The organism is Veillonella sp. CNR 79/14 (genome assembly GCF_003992185.1).
Classification (GTDB): Bacteria; Bacillota; Negativicutes; order Veillonellales; family Veillonellaceae; genus F0422.
Genome location: NZ_RQVH01000006.1, coordinates 83733 through 101463, shown reverse-complemented (window position 1 = coordinate 101463; position 17731 = coordinate 83733). Strand labels below are relative to the sequence as shown.

At 39.3% G+C, this 17731-nt stretch carries 12 protein-coding genes; 10 read left to right on the top strand and 2 right to left on the bottom strand.

The features are described 5' to 3' along the window. The 5 genes from EO119_RS03795 to EO119_RS03780 all read left to right on the top strand — a co-directional run. Positions 1-4394, top strand: a 4394-nt coding sequence (locus EO119_RS03795; protein ID WP_164725672.1) for a YadA-like family protein, incomplete at its 5' end; no start/stop codon positions are given. 522 nt (positions 4395-4916) lie between these two features. Then, a complete protein-coding gene (locus EO119_RS03790; RefSeq protein WP_126940736.1) occupies positions 4917-10673 on the top strand; it encodes a YadA-like family protein in 5757 nt (1918 codons plus the stop codon). A 197-nt stretch (positions 10674-10870) separates the two neighbouring features. After that, positions 10871-11017, top strand: a complete 147-nt coding sequence (locus tag EO119_RS08115) for a hypothetical protein (RefSeq protein WP_009353075.1) — start codon at positions 10871-10873, stop codon at positions 11015-11017. Beyond that, complete coding sequence (locus EO119_RS03785) at positions 11017-11409, top strand: type II toxin-antitoxin system death-on-curing family toxin (protein WP_038144450.1); 393 nt, start codon at positions 11017-11019, stop codon at positions 11407-11409. Before EO119_RS08115 ends, EO119_RS03785 begins: the two co-directional genes overlap by 1 nt. Before the next feature lie 119 nt (positions 11410-11528). Beyond that, positions 11529-11912, top strand: coding sequence for a thioesterase family protein (locus EO119_RS03780; protein WP_126940735.1), 384 nt, complete (start codon positions 11529-11531; stop codon positions 11910-11912). Positions 11913-12243: 331 nt separating this feature from the next. Here EO119_RS03780 and EO119_RS03775 read toward each other — a convergent pair whose 3' ends face one another. Beyond that, positions 12244-12840: an ECF transporter S component gene (locus tag EO119_RS03775; RefSeq protein WP_126940734.1), complete on the bottom strand. Its 597-nt coding sequence runs from the start codon at positions 12838-12840 to the stop codon at positions 12244-12246. A gap of 9 nt (positions 12841-12849) precedes the next feature. Then, on the bottom strand, positions 12850-13692 hold the full coding sequence (locus tag EO119_RS03770; RefSeq protein ID WP_126940733.1) for a pyridoxamine kinase: 843 nt from the start codon (positions 13690-13692) through the stop codon (positions 12850-12852). Positions 13693-13864: 172 nt separating this feature from the next. On the opposite strand from EO119_RS03770, the gene EO119_RS03765 reads away from it, so the two are divergent. The 5 genes from EO119_RS03765 to folK are packed head-to-tail and all read left to right on the top strand — an operon-like array spanning position 13865 to position 17664. Then, the gene (locus EO119_RS03765; RefSeq protein WP_062401361.1) at positions 13865-15421 is read left to right on the top strand and encodes an ABC-F family ATP-binding cassette domain-containing protein; all 1557 of its coding nucleotides are present in this window, start codon (positions 13865-13867) and stop codon (positions 15419-15421) included. A gap of 9 nt (positions 15422-15430) precedes the next feature. Then, complete coding sequence (gene folE, locus EO119_RS03760; protein WP_126940732.1) at positions 15431-15997, top strand: GTP cyclohydrolase I; 567 nt, start codon at positions 15431-15433, stop codon at positions 15995-15997. Further along, entirely contained in the window at positions 15990-16823 is an 834-nt protein-coding gene (folP, locus tag EO119_RS03755; protein ID WP_062401365.1) for a dihydropteroate synthase, read from the top strand. Before folE ends, folP begins: the two co-directional genes overlap by 8 nt. After that, positions 16823-17185 (top strand): dihydroneopterin aldolase, encoded by a 363-nt coding sequence (gene folB / locus EO119_RS03750; protein WP_009353117.1) that lies wholly within the window; start codon positions 16823-16825, stop codon positions 17183-17185. Before folP ends, folB begins: the two co-directional genes overlap by 1 nt. Further along, positions 17185-17664, top strand: coding sequence for a 2-amino-4-hydroxy-6-hydroxymethyldihydropteridine diphosphokinase (gene folK / locus EO119_RS03745; protein ID WP_126940731.1), 480 nt, complete (start codon positions 17185-17187; stop codon positions 17662-17664). Before folB ends, folK begins: the two co-directional genes overlap by 1 nt. Positions 17665-17731 lie beyond the last annotated feature (67 nt).

Sequence of the window (17731 nt, the reverse complement as noted above, 5' to 3'; positions counted from 1 at the left end):
AAGCTGGCGACCGTGTTGTTAAAGCAAAAGATGGTAAATATTACAAAGCTGATGAAGTAAAAGCTGATGGTACTGTAAAAACTGCTGAGGAAAACAACGGTAAAGCACCAGAAGAAGTGAAAACTCCACAAGCTCGTTTAGTAAATCCTAATGGAGAAACTACAGCGCCTACTACCTTGTCCAATATTGCAGATGGCAAAGTAGCAGCAAACTCCAAAGATGCTGTAAACGGCGGTCAATTATATACTGCTAAATCTGAAATTGGCGCTATCATTGGTGGAACTACAATTGCAGCAGATGGAACTATAACAGGTCCAAAATTCAACGTTACTAAAGCAGATGGTACAACAGAAGAAGCTGGGACTATTAAAGAGGCAATCGAAAAATTAGATGCTACCAATGCTGGACAAAATACAGCGATTACTAATTTGGACACAAGAATTACTAACTTAGTAGACGGTGGTATGACATTCAACGGTGATGATGCAACAGCAGATAAAGTAACTCGTAAATTAGGAGAAACTTTAAACATCCACGGTCAAAACAATATCACTGTGAAAAAAGATGCTACTGCAGCAGATACATTAAATGTAAAACTTGCTAGTGATTTGAAAAATATTACATCTATCAGCAGTGGAGATGGTACAACAGGCTCTAAAGTTACATTAGGTACAGATGGTGTATCTATTGCTAATACAGCAGCAGGTCAAGGTGGAGCAGCAGGTGACACTAAAACTGTAACAATCGGTAAAGATGGCATTAATGCTGGTGGTATGAAAATTACTAATGTAGCGGATGCAGAAAAAGATGGCGATGCAGCGAACAAAAAATATGTAGATAATGCAATTTCAAATTTGAATACAACAGTGACTAATAATGCAAATCTACGTTATGCTGGCGATACTAATGAAGGTGCGGCAGCTGGTGCAGATCACTTGAACTTACCATTAGCCACAGGTACTTTAAAAGTAGCTGGTACAGCTGACCAAATCAAAACGGTAGCTAAAAATGGAACGATTACTTTATCCTTAGATGAAAAAGTAACAAATAAGTTAGATAAACTTGGTGATACAGCAGCTAATGGTCGTGACGGTAAAGCTGGTACATCTGGCGCACAAGGCTTAACTGGTAAAGACGGCTTAAATGACAAAACGTTAACAGATAAAGTAAATGCATTGCGTAACGGCGAAGCTGGATCTGTGGTATATACTAATGATGCTGGTGACCGTGTGGTAAAAGCAAAAGATGGTAAATACTATAAAGCTGATGAAGTTAAAGCTGACGGTACTGTAAAAACTGCTGAGGAAAACAACGGTAAAACACCAGAAGAAGTGAAAACTCCACAAGCTCGTGTGGTAAATCCTAATGGAGAAACTACAGCGCCAACTACCTTGTCCAACATCGCTGATGGAAAAGTAGCAGCAAACTCCAAAGATGCTGTAAACGGTGGACAATTACATACTGTGAAATCTGACCTAGCTACAGCACTCGGTGGAGATTCTAAAGTCAATGCTGACGGCTCCTTCACAGGCCCTACATACAACATCACAAAAGATGATGGCACAGGTACAGAACCAGTTAAGAATGTAGGCGAGGCGATTACTAAATTAGATGGTCGTATCAATAATGCAAACACTGCACTTGCTAATAAAGGATTAGATTTCACAGGCAATGATACAACAGATGCTGGTAAAGTACATCGTAACTTAGGTGAAACTTTAACAATTAAAGGTGCTGACAACTTCACACGCACAGATGCTGAAACAAACAACATTAAAGTTGTGAAAAATAACAATGATCTTGATGTGAAATTAGCAGAAAACCTTGGTAATATCAAAGAAATCGCTGGTAATGGTAAAGATGATCTAGTGATTAAAAATGGTGATGCTACCATTACCTTGAAACCTAAAAAAGACGCAGAAGGTACTAACCCTGCTACACCAGCTACAGTCGACTTTGGCAATGCGAAAGTAGTAGCCCCTAATTTAGAGGCATCTATCACATATCGTGCTAATAACGCAGAAGATGCAGATGCTAAGACTGTAACATTACAAAAAGGTTTGAACTTCGTATCTGGTGATGGTACAGCAGCTACTGCTGAAGCAGCAAAAGCAGGTATCACAATTGCAGCTGATAAAGATGGTAAAGTTGTATTTGGCTTGAATGAAGCAACTCGTAATGCTATCGATAATGCAGCAGATAAAAACTTAAGCAACTTATCTCAAGATGGTAAGGATAAAGTGGCTGATTTAGCAAAAACAGCAGCAAGAGATGCAGTAAAAGTTACAGCTGGCAATAATGTGACTGTAACATCTGAAACAAAAGATGGTAATACAACATACACTGTAAACGGTCGTGATACAACTGTAAAAGCAGCTGATAATGGTAGTGTTTCTGTTACTGGTGGTACCTTAAATGCTAAGGGTGAACGTGAATACACAGTAGATTTAACAGCAGATGCGAAAGCGGAACTGGGTAAGATTTCTGATCTAAATACACGCTTGGGCAGTGCAGAAGGCAAAATCACAACGCTTCAAGGTGATATGACTAAGGCAAAAGATGATATTGCAGCGAATACGAAAGCAATTGATTCTAATAAAGAAGCCATAGCTGCCAATAAAAATGCAATTGCTGACAATGCAAGAGATATTGCAGCTAATAGAAAAGATATCGATACTAATAAACAAGGTATTGCAGAGAATAAAAAACAAATTGGCGAAAATGCAAAAGCGATTGCTAAAAATGCAGAAGATATTAAGAAAAATGCCCTAGACATTAAGAACAATACAGAGACTATTAAATCTAATACAGATCGTATTCAAACAGTAGAGAACCGTGTTACTACAGCAGAAGGCAAAATTGCTACTAATGAAAAAGCAATTAAAGACAATGCATCCGCTATTCAATCTAATACAAAAGCAATTGGTGCTAATACAACAGCCATTGCAAAAAATGCTAATGATATCACAAAGGCAAATAAAGAGATTGAAAGCTTAAAAGGTAATTCTGCAACAAAAGATTTAAGTAACCTAACCAATACTGGTAAGGATACAATTACTAATTTGATCAATGTAACAGGTGAACATGGTATTACTGTCACACCAAGTACTGATACAACTACTAGAGTAAAAACTTTCACAGCAAAATTGAATGACACAGTTACATTTGGTTCTGGTGATAAGAAAATTACTGTAGATGGTACAACAGGTACTGTGACAAGCAAAGCAGTAGCAGCTGATACAGTGAAAGCTAATACAGTAAATGCTAAGACGGTTCAATTAGGAGATTCTGCAGGAACTAATACAACTGTTACAGCAGATGGTATAGCAGTAACGACTAAGAACCCTGATGGTACTACATCTAAAGTAGAAATCAAAAATGGTACAGTATCTGGTTTGACAAATACGAAGTGGGATCCAGCGAAAGTAGTGACTGAAGCAGATCGCAGTGTAGTGGCAACGCAAGGTCAAGTGAAAGATGTAACGGATACCTTGGCGCGTGGTCGAGTATTTGTAGGTGATACTGGTAGCACAGTGACAGTAGGTTTAGGCGATACTCTAGGCATTAAAGGTGGAGCTACTGGTCCATTAACAGATGGAAACATTGGTGTTGTTTCTACAACAGCAAAAGATGGCAAGCCGGCTACGATGACTGTGAAATTGGCGAAAAATGTGAATATGAAAGATGGTTCTACATCTTATGATAGTAACGTACCTGAGGTAAAAATTAATCCAGATGGTTCTAAAGAAATTGTTAAGAATGCAGATGGAACGGTGAAATATCAATTAGGTGAAGACGGTAAGCCGATTCATATAACTACAACAGTGAATGCTGGAGGTGTAACGATTGCACCAAATCAAGGAAGTGGTATTCCAACTGTTTCTTTAACAGCGGCTGGATTAGATAATGGCGGTCACCAAATTCACAATGTAGCGGCAGGTACAGCTAATACGGATGCAGCCACAGTAGGTCAAGTACGTGCAGCAGCACATGCTTTAAATAACCGTGTGAATGAGGCAGGCGCTCATGCAGCGGCATTAGCAGCGATGAATCCATTGAGCTATGATCCTCTTAAAAAATCTCAAGTCATGGCAGGCGTTGGCTCCTATAAAGGTAACAAAGCCTTAGCATTAGGTGTGGCTCATTATGCGAACGAAGATACTCTATTTAATGTAGGTGTTGCCGTTGGCGATGGAAGCAACATGGTCAATGCAGGTGTGACATATCGATTTGGTGGAGAAGACAGTGCGGTTCCTGAACGTTACAAAGGCGGTCCAATTTCTTCTGTTTATGTAATGCAAGACGAAGTAAGTGCATTAAAAGCAGAAAATGCTGAAATGAAAGAGCAAATGAAAATGCTTATGGAACGTATTGAAATGTTAGCAGCAAAATAACTCAATAGGAGATAGCTTATCGCTCTATGAAAGAATGGACATCACGTCGAAAGACGTGGTGTCCATTTTACATATTAGAAATAGACTACAGTATGTGATAGTGATTTTTTGTAAAATGATGAAATATGCAATATTGAAAAAAACCGATGAAATGTATATAATTAAAAGTATAAAACATAATAGGATTTTAAAAGCGTTGAAACTCAATGCTTTTGTAATTGCATTTAAAGATTTAACGAAGTGTGCAGTATGGCATAATATAGACTTAGAATGATAAAAAAGTTTTGATTATTACAAAAAGTGAATAAAATAATCAAAATTATACTAGTACTTTTAGTAAAGATATGTATAATAAGAAGTAGATAATGTATTTCTTTAAGATTGAAACATGTAAAAGTGATATGTTATTGACTATGTAGTGATGTATAAGTTACATCGATAAATGGGGCAGTTTATATTTAACAAATATAAATATATATATAGTTCAAGGTTTGATGACCAGAAAAAGGGAGGATTATCACAATGAACAAGTTATTCAAAGTTATTTGGAGTAAGTCTAAGCAGTGCTACATCGTAGTTTCAGAAGTAGCAAAAAACACTACAGGTAAAAAGAAAATTGCTGTAGCTAGTGTATTAGCAGCCTTGGCAGTGAGTGCACAAGTGACAAATGTACAAGCGGCAATTCCTGAAGGGACTGCGACAAATAGTGCGGCTTTAGCAATAGGTAATGATGTAAAGGTCAGCAATGATAGTTCCACTGGTATTGGTAAAGATGTGAACGTGACTAGACGGTTTGCTGTTGCTATTGGATATGGCGTTGATGTCACTGCAGATAATGGTGTGGCGATTGGGTCATTTGCTCGAGGCCCGGTGAGAACACAAGCCAATGGTAATGATAGTATTGCCATAGGGACTCGTACAGTAGCAGACAAGCAAAGTTCTATCGCTATTGGTCGGTTGAGTAGTGCTCTCACAGGTGAAAAAGGCGTGGCCATCGGTAATGAAGCGCATACGACAGCAACGTCTGCCATTGCGATTGGTAACAAAGTGAATGCTACGAAGGATACTTCCATTACTATTGGTAACGAATCTACTGCCACTGGAACAGCAGCAGTTGCCTATGGTAATAAAGCACAAGCAACAGCAGATAGTACAGTAGCAGTAGGTGATCAATCGAAAGCTACAGTTGCTAATGCCACAGCAGTTGGTACATCTAGTGAAGCTACAGAAGACAGTGCATTAGCAGCTGGTAATGGGGCTAGTGCCACGGCAACAGGTGCAGTAGCAGCTGGCAAAAATGCCTCTGCTAGCGGTGTACAATCCATTGCTATTGGTAGTGCTGGTACTGATGCAGCAGAAGCGCCAACAGCATCTGGAACGCAATCGATTGCGATTGGATCTAAAACAGTGGCCAATAGTGGTAATTCCATTGCCATGGGTTCTACTGCAACAGCTTCAGGTGTTGCTACCACGGCTATTGGCTCTACAGTAGTAGCTAGACAACATGGATCTACAGCAATTGGTAGTATAGTTAACGTAGATGGTTTTAAATCGGTAGGCCTTGGTTATGATATTACTTCTAAACAAAATGGTACGACTGCTATTGGTTATATCACACGAGTATATGGTAACCAAGCAGTAGCGATTGGTTCTAATATGACTGCTGGTGAAGAAGGTGTGGACACAGGTGGTCAGGTAGCTATTGGTTATAACTCCAAAGCTACAGGTCAAAGTGCTATTGGTATTGGCTCCAATAACACAACTGCATCTGGACATAGTACCATTGCCCTTGGTAATACCGCAAAAGCATCTGCGGCAGGTGCTATTGCTATCGGTAGAAATTCCAATTCTGCATTAACTAATTCTGTAGCATTAGGTGAAGGGTCTACTACCACAGCAGCTGATGGTACAGCGACTACTGGTTACTTAACAAAAGATGCTGTCAATAACACTGATCATGGCGTTGTTTCTGTAGGTAATGGAGGCAGTATCACTCGTCGTATTATCAGTGTAGCAAGTGGTACTAATGATACTGATGCAGTAAACGTAAAACAATTAAAAGCATTACGCAATGACACAGTAAGTACAGTAAGTGTGATGAATGGATCCACTACTACAGATTTAGTGCCTAAAACAACTGAAGGTGATGCAGAAGCTCATAAGGTAAAATTAGTAGCTGGTAAAAATATTACTTTAACAGCCAATGGCAATGCTGTAACGATTGCATCTAAGAGTGAAGTAAACTCTATTACAAGTAGCAATGGGGATGCAATTTCTGTAACGACTGGTGCAGATGGTAAAGTAAGTGTAACACCTAACTTAGCTAATGATGTGACTTCTAGTGGTGATGCGAATAAACTTGTTACGGCAGGCAAGGTAAAAGAAGCATTAGATAAAAAAGTAAATAAAGATGATCTAACTACAGAATTAAATAAAAAAGCAAATGCAGCAGATGTTACTAATTTAACAAACAATAAACTAGATAAATCCGCTGAATTACATGTTAAAAAGGGTTCCTATGCGGTAGATAGTGACGGTAGTGTTACATTAGATAAAGTAGATGGAACCGGTACTGTCAAAACAGAAGAAGCTGTAACAATCACTGGTATTGCAAGTAAAACTGCTCTAGAACATTTAAAAACAGAAGTAGATAAAAAAGCAAGCAAAGATGATTTAGATACAAAAATTGGTGAAGTTAATGCTGAATTAGCTACGAAAGTAAGTAATGATACTTTCAGAGAAGAAATGGCTAAAAAGGCTGATTTAAAAGCTATTAATGACTTAAAAGATGTATTATCTGGCAAAGTAGATAGTGCAGCACTTGATAAAATGGTAGCTGCCCTAGGTAATAAAGTTGATGAAACTGAATTAAATGAACGTTTAAAAACTGAAAAAGCTGAAAATGCGGCAGCTCTTAAAAAGGCTGTAGATGAAGCAAAAGCAGCTGCTAATACGGGTGTCAATGATTTAAAAGAAGGCAAACTTGATAAATCTGCTGAATTACACGTGGTAAAAGGCGAATATGAAGTAGATAATGACGGTACTGTGACATTGAAAAAAGCAAATGGTGAAAATACTGAAATTGCTGATGAAAATGTTACGATTAAAGGCGTTGCCTCTAAAGCAAAATTAGATGAAGTAGCCGGTAAAGTCACTGCAGCTGAAGGTGATATTACTAAACTAAAAGCTGGTGTGGAAGAGAATAAAAATGGCTTGGGAGATCTTAAAACTAAAGTAGATACAGTAGAAGGAACTGCTAATAAAGCAAAAGAGGATCTCGCCGGATTAACCACTAAAGTGGATGGTATCGATGGAAAAGTGACGGCACAAGGTGAAAAAATCGCTGCTGCTGATAAAAAAATTGCGGATATTGAAAAAAATATTACTGATAACGTAGTAACAAATGATTCTATGGCAGGCAAATTGGAGGCCTTAAAAACTGACTTAGGTGCTAATACAACATTGTCCTTCGCTGGCGATACAACAATCGATGATAAAGGCACAGATGCAGCTGACGATGATAATAATAGTGCTACTAAATTATCCTTGAACTTAAAAGAGAAAACTTTAAAAGTAAAAGGTGCCACTGATGAGATTACAACGGAAGCTAAAGGCGATACCATTACAGTTGGTTTATCTGATAAAGTAAAAAAAGAGTTAGCTAACATTTCTAAATTAGGTGACACAGCCGCTGATGGACGTGATGGTAAAGGTGCTACAGGTAAAGCGGCAGATGATCCAGATGCTACGGCAGCTGATAAAGGATTAACTGGTCAAGATGGCTTGAATGGTAAATCCTTGACAGATAAAGTCAATGCATTACGTAATGGTGAAGCTGGGTCAGTTGTATACACTGATGCTGATGGTAAACGTTTGGTAAAAGCTAATGATGGTAAATACTACTTAGCTAAAGACGTAGGTGAAGATGGTAATAAAGTAGGTGCAGCTAAAGCTGTAGAAGGAGATAACCTAAAAGCTAGCGTCGTGAATCCAAATGGTAAAGGTGGTCCAACTACATTATCCAATTTGAAAGATGGTAAGATTGCTGAAAACTCTAAAGATGCGGTGACTGGAAATCAGTTGCATGCAGCAAAAGCTGAAGTTGCTAAATATCTTGGCGGTGGTGCGACTGTAGATGAAAATGGTAATGTAACAGAACCAACCTTTACAGTAAAAGATAAAGATAATAAAGATGTTGCGGCTCATAATGTAGGTGATGCATTGTCCACCATGAATGAACGTTTAAACAATGCTCATTCTGCGGCAGCGGCCGATATTACGCAATTAAAAAATATGGAAGGACTTACTGAGGCTGGCATAAAGAAAATCAAAGAATATGCTGGCGAAGGCGTCGATGTTAAAGGTGATAAAAACATTACTGTTACTTCTACAATGGAAAATGGAGTTAAAACATTCCATGCAACATTGAGTGAAAAAATTACACTTGGTAAACATGATGCAAATGATCCTGATGGAGATCATGCTAATGATCCAGGCGTAGAACTTGATGGACACGAAGGAACTATTGTGGCTGGTGATCCAAATGGTAAAACAGCTGTTAAAATCGATGGTAAAGATGGTAGCGTAACAGCGGGTAAAGATGATAAACAAGTTAAGCTAGATGGTAAAGATGGTAATGTGACTGTAGGCACTGGTGATACGCAAGTTAAATTAGATGGACCTAAAGGAACTGTATCTACTGGTAAAGGTGACAAAGAAGTTAAAATGAATGGTGCTGATGGCACTATTACAGCTGGTGACGGTGCAAACGGCAAACAAGTTAAACTTGATGGCAAAGACGGTAGCGTACAAGCTAACAAAGTAACTGCAGGTACAGATGATAAAGCCGTATCTTTAGATGGAGATACAGGCACTATCACAGCCGGTAAAGATGCAAATGCTGTTACTATCAATGGTACAGATGCCACTATTAAAGCCGGTACAGGTGAAAACCAAGTAGGTATCAACGGTAAAGATGGTAGCGTAACAGCTAAAACTGTAAAAGCAAAAGATGGTGCTTTTAATAAAGTTACTGCAGGTAAAGATGATAAAGCCGTATCCTTAGATGGCGATAAAGGCACAATTACAGCAGGTACAGGTGCTAATGCAGTTTCTGTGGATGGTACAAAAGCGCTTATCACAGCAGGTACAGGTGAAAACAAAGTAGGTATCAATGGTAAAGACGGTAGCGTAACAGCTAAAACAGTAACAGCAAAAGATGTAAATGCCAATACACTTACTTTGGGTGATAAAGATTCTCCTGAAGCTGTAAAAATGGATGGTACCAAAGGAACTATTACAACAGGCAAAGATGCAAAAGCTATTGAAGTAAATGGACCTGAAGGAACGATTACTTTAGGCAAAAAAGACGGTGATACTAAAGTAGAATTGAATGCTGAAAAAGGTAGTGTAACAGCTAACATGGGTACATTTGGTGCTCCAGCAGATGCAAACGGTGTTCCTACAAAAGCAGGAGTTAATACTACCACTATCACTGATAAAGGATTATCCATACTAAGTAAAAATGCGGATGGTACAGTATCTAAAGTAGAAATCAAAGACGGTAAAATAACTGGCTTGAATGGTTCTGATTACAACAACTACAAAAAAGATAAAGACGGTAATGTTGTAAAAGATAAAGATGGAAACCCTGTAGTAGATAGTTCTGTGAAAATGGATGGCGCAGGTCTCAGCATTGCTCCAAGTACAGGTGATCCTACAAAATCTGTAAGCTTAACAAAAGATGGCTTAAATAATGGTGGTAACCGTATCACTAATGTAGCCCCAGGAGTTGAGGATACAGATGCAGTAACGGTTGGTCAAGTTAAAGAAGTGACAAGTAAACTTGGTGCTGCTTTAGAAAAAACTTCTCAACGTGTAGGCGAAGTTGGTGCACACTCTGCCGCATTAGCAGCCATGAATCCATTAAGCTACGATCCATTGAGAAAATCTCAAATCATGGCAGGTATCGGTTCTTATGATGGAAACCAAGCATTAGCATTAGGTATTGCACACTATGCTAACGAAAACTTTATGTTCAATGCAGGAATTACAATGGGATCTGGTAAGAGCATGGCAAACATCGGTGCCACATATCGCTTCGGTACTGGTGATGATGACAATATCCCAGAACGTTACAAAGGTGGTCCAATCTCCTCTGTATATGTAATGCAAGATGAAATTTCTGCATTAAAAGCAGAAAATGCTAGAAAAGATGCAGAAAATGCAGAAATGAAAGCACAAATTAAAATGCTTATGGAACGCATGGGGATGGCATAAAACTAAATATCAATAGTTAGTACTAAATTATGCATACCAAAAAGTGGGTACCAACGTCGAAAGACGTGGTACCCACTTTGCTTATCTTTATCAAGAAAAAATAGAAAATATCCAATAAAAGTGTTAGAATAGAGTCAAATCATATCATGTATTAATTATAATACATGTAATATCGTTATGAGATCTAGGAGGTTATGATGAATACAGATAATACAAATAATAAAAAGAATATTAAAATTATTACTAGTGAGAATAATAAGGAATTAGAAAAAAGGCTTAAAGAACTTTCACAAGAATTGATTGTAGAAAATTATGAATTATATAAAGAATTAGAGAACTGCTAATGGATAAAATTATTCATCTCTTGTTACAAGATATACTAAACTTTCATTCTGATTTGGAAAGACAGTTTGTACTTTTACCTGGAATAAGGAATATTGGATTATTAGAGTCAGCTATCTCTACAGCGTTTCAATCTTTTGGTGGATATGACTTATATCCTACAGTACATGAGAAGGCAGCACAATTATGTAGAGGAATAGCAAAGAATCACCCATTTATAGATGGAAACAAACGAACTGCATTACATTGTATGTTTATATATTTAAAGGCCAATGGATATATAATTAATACTACTCTAGAAGAAAAGAAATCTTTAATTATTGATATAGCTTCTGGTGAGAAGTCTTTTGAAGACATTGTTAATTGGCTTCGTGTGTATGCAGAAGAAATATGAAAAATAATATGTTTATCTCTAAAAGAAATTTGCACATATAATAGAAAAAACTCCCCTAAAGTGCTAGAATGAAATCAAATAATAGTCTGTATTACTGTTAATATTAGAAAGGAGTTTCTATGGCAATCGAGATTGGACAAGTTGGTATGGCTACGGTGGTAGTGGAAGCTAATAATACAGCGGAGTATATGGGGAGTGGTACGTTACCTGTATTTGCCACACCTGCGATGGTAGCATTGATGGAGAAAGCAGCCTATACAGGAATTCAAGGTGATTTAGGAGATGGCGAAGGATCCGTTGGGATTCGCATGGAAACAAGTCATGAAGCGGCTAGCCCATTAGGAGCAACTATAACGGCAATGGCAACGGTAGTAGCAGTGGACGGTAGAAAAGTAACCTTTGAAGTAGTCGCTAAAGAAGGTGAAAAAGTTATCGGCCGTGGCACACATGAACGGTTTATTATTAATAACGAGAAGTTCATGTCCAAAATCGTCGCTGGTTAAGTTATGTAGCCTGTGGCGATGCAAATAATAGATGAAAAAAGCCCGTGGCACACGTCTTCAGAAACGGTATTTCATAATGTTTCTTCAGACGTATACCACGGGCATTTTGTTATCTTATTTACCTAGTATAGAGTCGCCACAAGGCTACTACACATAAGGGCGTTCCTTACTTAAACATGTAAGTGAAAAGCCTAACGAATGAGGTCTAGCCACCTCAACACGTTAGGCCATTTCAATTCTCTAGTATCCTGAGATGAGCCTAACGCCTTCGACACGTTACTGGCTCTCTTTTATTGTGTCTAGTATACCATACTTTCAATGGTATGACAAATTATTTACGAGGGATACGGCGTAGGATCGGGATTAATAGCAAGGCTACTAAGATGCCGATGCCACTAGTTAGGAAGGATGCAGGGAGTCTTGTGACGGCAGCGATATAGCTATCCAGTACAACCCACCATGCTACGAAGTACCCTGCAGCTGTCCAAATAGCACCTACTAGCATAGCTAATAAGATGCGAGGGGTAGATATGGAACGAGCAGGAATGGAAGGTCTCCAACCTACTGTTAATACACCTACAATCACGCCCGCTAGTCCTTTGATTACGATGGAGAATAAGGTGTATTGGGAATGGCCCATGATGAGGTCAAAAATGCCAGACCCGATGGCGCCAGCGAGCCCTGCATAGAATCCGCCGAATACGGATGCTATGGAGAATAGGGCAGCGGAACCAAGATGTACCATGGCACCTGTTGGTAAAGGTACTTTAATAGTCGTAAACACGATGCATAAGGCAGATAATAATCCGATATAGATAATATCTTTTGTTGTGGATCTTGAGCTAGTAGATATAGCCAGTTGTGTATGCTCAGACGTTGCTGTGTTATTAGCTTGGGTCATATCATTGTTTGTTTTGTAAGTGTTCATAAAACCTCCTTATTGTGGGTCTGGAATAGAAATTAAACGATCTAATAGTAATTCAAGAGCTAAGCCGTCACGAAGAGAACCGATTTCCTCGTGGGTAAACTGTACTGCCTCTGTGGTAAATTGGCCTGCAATGCGAGATGCCTCTTCGGGGCTATAGCCACGTAGTACGAGGGCCGTCAAGATAGCTGTGAAAGTATCCCCCGTTCCGTGTGCTTTCACTTGTACTAATGGATTGGATACCCAAGTGATAGTATCTGTACTACCCCGATAGACGGCGATGAGGGCGGAATCCTCAGATGGTAAGCTAGATAAGACCACATATTCTGGGCCTTGCGCATGTAAACTGCGACACATATCATAGATAACCTCTTCCGATTGTGGTGTAGGGTCATAGGGCATGTCTAAGAGGAAGCAAGCCTCTGTGTAGTTCGGTTTGATGATGAAAGCTTTGGTGATGAGTTTACGCATTTCTTTCACCATTTCCTCGTTGTAGATGGAATAGAGTTTGCCATCATCTGCCATAGCGGGATCTACGACAACTAATTTATCTTTGCCGAATCGTTCGATGGCATCTTCAACAAGACGAATTTGCTCAGGTGATGCGAGGAAACCACTTTGGATGGCGTCGAAAGTGATATTATTTTTATTCCAACAGTTGTAGAAACTTTCAAGGTGATCCGTAATGTCCACCATTTCAAAATTAGGATATTCTACATGATTGCAAAGTACCGCTGTTGGTAATGGGATAGGTTGGCACCGTAAAGCGCTCACTAAAGGTATGAATACAGTTAGTGAACAACGGCCTACAGAGCTCATATCTTGTATAGATAAGATAGTAGGTACATGATTCATGGGATATACTCCTTTTTGTTAGTATTAGAATACTATTAGTATACACTTTCACATTGTCATGCGTAAATACACAGAAAATATAAAAATAACAGGACAGATGTTTAAAAACTAGAAATTATTGTCATGTTAACGTATAATAAAAGGATACATAACGTTAGTTTGGAGAATGAATATGAGTGTTTTAACTGTAACCAATGTAACCCATGGATTTGGGGCAAGACAAATACTAGATGATGCCTCCTTCCGTTTGCTGAAAGGCGAACACGTAGGCCTGATCGGCGCCAACGGAGAAGGAAAGTCAACATTTTTAAATATCATAACAGGGCACTTGATGCCTGATGAAGGAAAAGTGGAATGGTCCAATCAAGTGACGGTGGGTTATTTGGATCAGCACAGTGTATTAGAGAAAGGGATGACCATTCGTGATGTATTACGAGGGGCTTTCGATTCTCTATACGGTATTGAACAACAACTGCAAGATGCCTATTTAGAGATGGGCGATTGCTCTGAGGACAGAATGAATGAGCTTATGGAGCTCACTGGAGAGTGGCAAGAGATGCTAGAGCAGCGTGGATTCTATGAAATCGATGCTACCATTGAACGAACTGCGCAGGGTTTGGGCTTGATGGATATCGGTCTGGACCGTGATGTGATGGATCTCAGTGGTGGTCAACGGACGAAGGTGTTGCTCACAAAGTTGTTGTTAGAACAACCTACTATACTGTTATTGGACGAACCGACAAACTATTTAGACGTGGACCATATTAAATGGTTGCAAAACTATTTACAAAATTATGAAAATGCCTTTATCTTAATCTCTCATGATGTGGAGTTTTTAAATTCTGTGGTGAATGTGATTTACCATATTGAACAAGCTCAGCTCACACGATATACAGGAGACTATTACCAATTCCTAGCTGCCTACGAAGTGAAAAAGCAACAAGCTTTGCGTGCTTACGAGCGTCAACAACAAGAAGTGGCAGATATGAAGGATTTCATTCAACGGAATAAAGCCCGTGTAGCGACTCGTGGTATGGCAAACTCGAGAGCTAAGCGGTTAGAAAAAATGGAAATCTTGGAGAAGCCACAAGAAAAGATAAAACCATCTTTTGGATTTAAAGAGGGACGCACCCCAAGCCGTTTTATTGTGGATGCGAAGGATCTTGTCTTGGGCTATGATGAGCCCTTGACACGACCAGTTGAAGTAGTCATTGAGCGAGGGAAAAAAATTGCCATCCAAGGTGTGAATGGGTTAGGTAAAACAACCTTATTAAAAACCTTATTAGGTATGATTCCCGCTCTATCTGGAAAGATAGAAAAAGGTGAGTTCTTACAAATTGGATATTTCGCTCAAGAAGACAGTCGAGATAATTCTAAAACGGCTTTAGACTATATTTGGGATGCCTATCCGTCCTTGACTAATTCTGAGGTGCGTGCGGCTTTGGCTCGTTGTGGACTTACCAATGAGCATATTACCAGTCAAATGCGCGTCTTATCTGGAGGGGAAAATGCAAAAGTTCGCCTATGTAAATTGATGCAAGAGTCCTATAATGTGCTTGTCTTGGACGAACCGACGAACCATTTGGATGTGGATGCAAAAGCAGAATTGGCGCGGGCATTACAAGCTTTTAAAGGAACTATTGTCCTAGTTTGTCATGAGCCTGAGTTTTACGAATCTTGGGTAACGGATATTTGGACTATCGAAGATTGGACCACGAAAATTATTTAGGAGATGACTATGAAAGAACAAGCTATAATGGGTGTGCGCCAATTATTAGAAGGTCTTGATATCAATTTAGAGACAAAGGGCATGACAGATACGCCCAAACGTGTAGCTACGCTGTTTGAAGGCTTGTTTTCTGGGTGTTATAGCACTGGAAAAGAGGCATTAGGTGATGTGTATCCTACGGAGCATACTGGCCTTGTATCAGTGAATCATATCCCCTTTTATTCGATTTGCGAACATCATTTAATGCCTTTCTATGGCAAAGTACATATTGTGTATCAACCACGAGATGGTAAAGTATTTGGCTTGGGCCGATTGAAAGCATTAGTGGATGTCTATGCCAAGCGCCCACAATTACAAGAACGATTGACCCATGACATTGCCACATCTTTAGTGGAAGATGGCGATGTATTGGGTGCCATGGTAATGGTAGAAGCCACCCATTTATGCATGCTTATGAAAGGTGAAGTGGCACAGGAAACTGTAGCAAAAACAATACTGGCTACAGGTATATTAGAACCCATGGGGACATTACGCGAGGAAGCATTGGTGTTATTAGGAGGTAACGATCATGTTTAAGTACCGCAAGTACAACTGGCAAGATGGTAAACAATTAGAGCTAAAAGACCGTACATTAATTATGGGAATTTTGAATGGAACTCCAGATTCTTTTTCTGATGGAGGTCGTTACAATACTTCTGATACAGCCGTAGCCCATGCAAAACTTATGATAGAACAAGGGGCAGATATTCTTGATGTAGGCGTAGAATCCACTCGTCCAGGGCATACACAAATCTCTGTAGCAGAAGAATTAGAGCGTATGAAAGAAGTACTGTTGCCAGTTCTAGAATGCTCTACTGTACCTGTATCTGTGGATACATACCGAGCAGAAACAGCTGATTTTGCCTTATCGCAGGGGGCTCATATATTGAATGATATATGGGGCTTAAAATATGATAAGGACATGGCAGCGGTAGCGGCAAAATATGATGTGCCAGTCATTATTATGCACAATCAAAATAGTACTGATTACGATGACATTATCGATGATATGAAGGCATTTTTCTTCTCCTCGGTGGATCTAGCTTTGAAAGAAGGAGTAAAACCACAAAATATTTGGCTTGATCCAGGCATTGGTTTTGGCAAAGATTATGCTCAAAATGTGGAAGTGATCCAACGGTTAGGAGAAATTACAGTGTATGAATATCCTGTCTTATTAGCGCCTAGCCGTAAGCGTTTCATCGGAACCATACTAAATGATATTCCCGTGGATCAACGAGATGAAGGAACGGTAGCTACTTGTATTACAGGGATGATTCAAGGTGTAGATATGGTGCGAGTTCATAATGTGGAAATGCATAAGAGGGCAATTACCGTAGCAGATGTACTATTACGAGGTGAGTAATGGACAGAATTAATTTGAGAAACATGGCATTCTATGGGTATCATGGTAATCTACCAAGCGAAAATGAATTAGGTCAACGATTCTTTGTGGATATTTCTATTGGTGTAGATTTGACGAAACCTGGACAATCTGACAGTATTGAAGATTCTATTAATTATGCAGATGTATACGAACGGACAAAAGCTATTGTAGAAGGACCGTCACAACGACTGATTGAACGGGTGGGTACACTCATTGCAGATGATTTATGGAATACCTATCAAGGGATTGTAGGACTTTCAGTGACAGTACGCAAGCCAGAAGCGCCGATCCCCGGTGTGCTAGATTATGTAGAAGTAGTGATTACACGAGGGCAATTATAATGTATACCTATTATATTGGTATCGGTTCTAATCTAGGTGACCGAGAAGGATATTTAGCATTTGCGGTGAATCAACTAGTAGGTATACAAGGTGTAACTAGTGTAGAGCATTCGAACTGGATAGAAACGCCACCATGGGGGCCAGTGGAACAAGGACCATTTTTAAATGGGATTCTGAAAGTAAAGTCCACCATAGAACCTCTGACCATGCTAGAAACTATATGGCATATTGAGCGTTTAGCGGGTAGACAGAGAGAGATCCATTGGGGACCTAGGACATTAGATTTAGATATTGTGTGGATAGAAACTGAAGCAGGTCAAGTTGTGTGTGTAGAAGAACCTAATTTAGTGGTACCTCATCCCTATTTTTGGGAACGCCAATTTGTGTTGGAACCGTTGCGAGAGGTGTATCATCACTTTTCCTATGAAGGAGTATCTATTTCTGATCGAATAGAAGAGTTACGAGTATTGGAGTCTTAACAGACATTACACATAGCCTATCGTATTTACTTAGGCCTGTTGGTATTACGACAACAGTATATCTGCA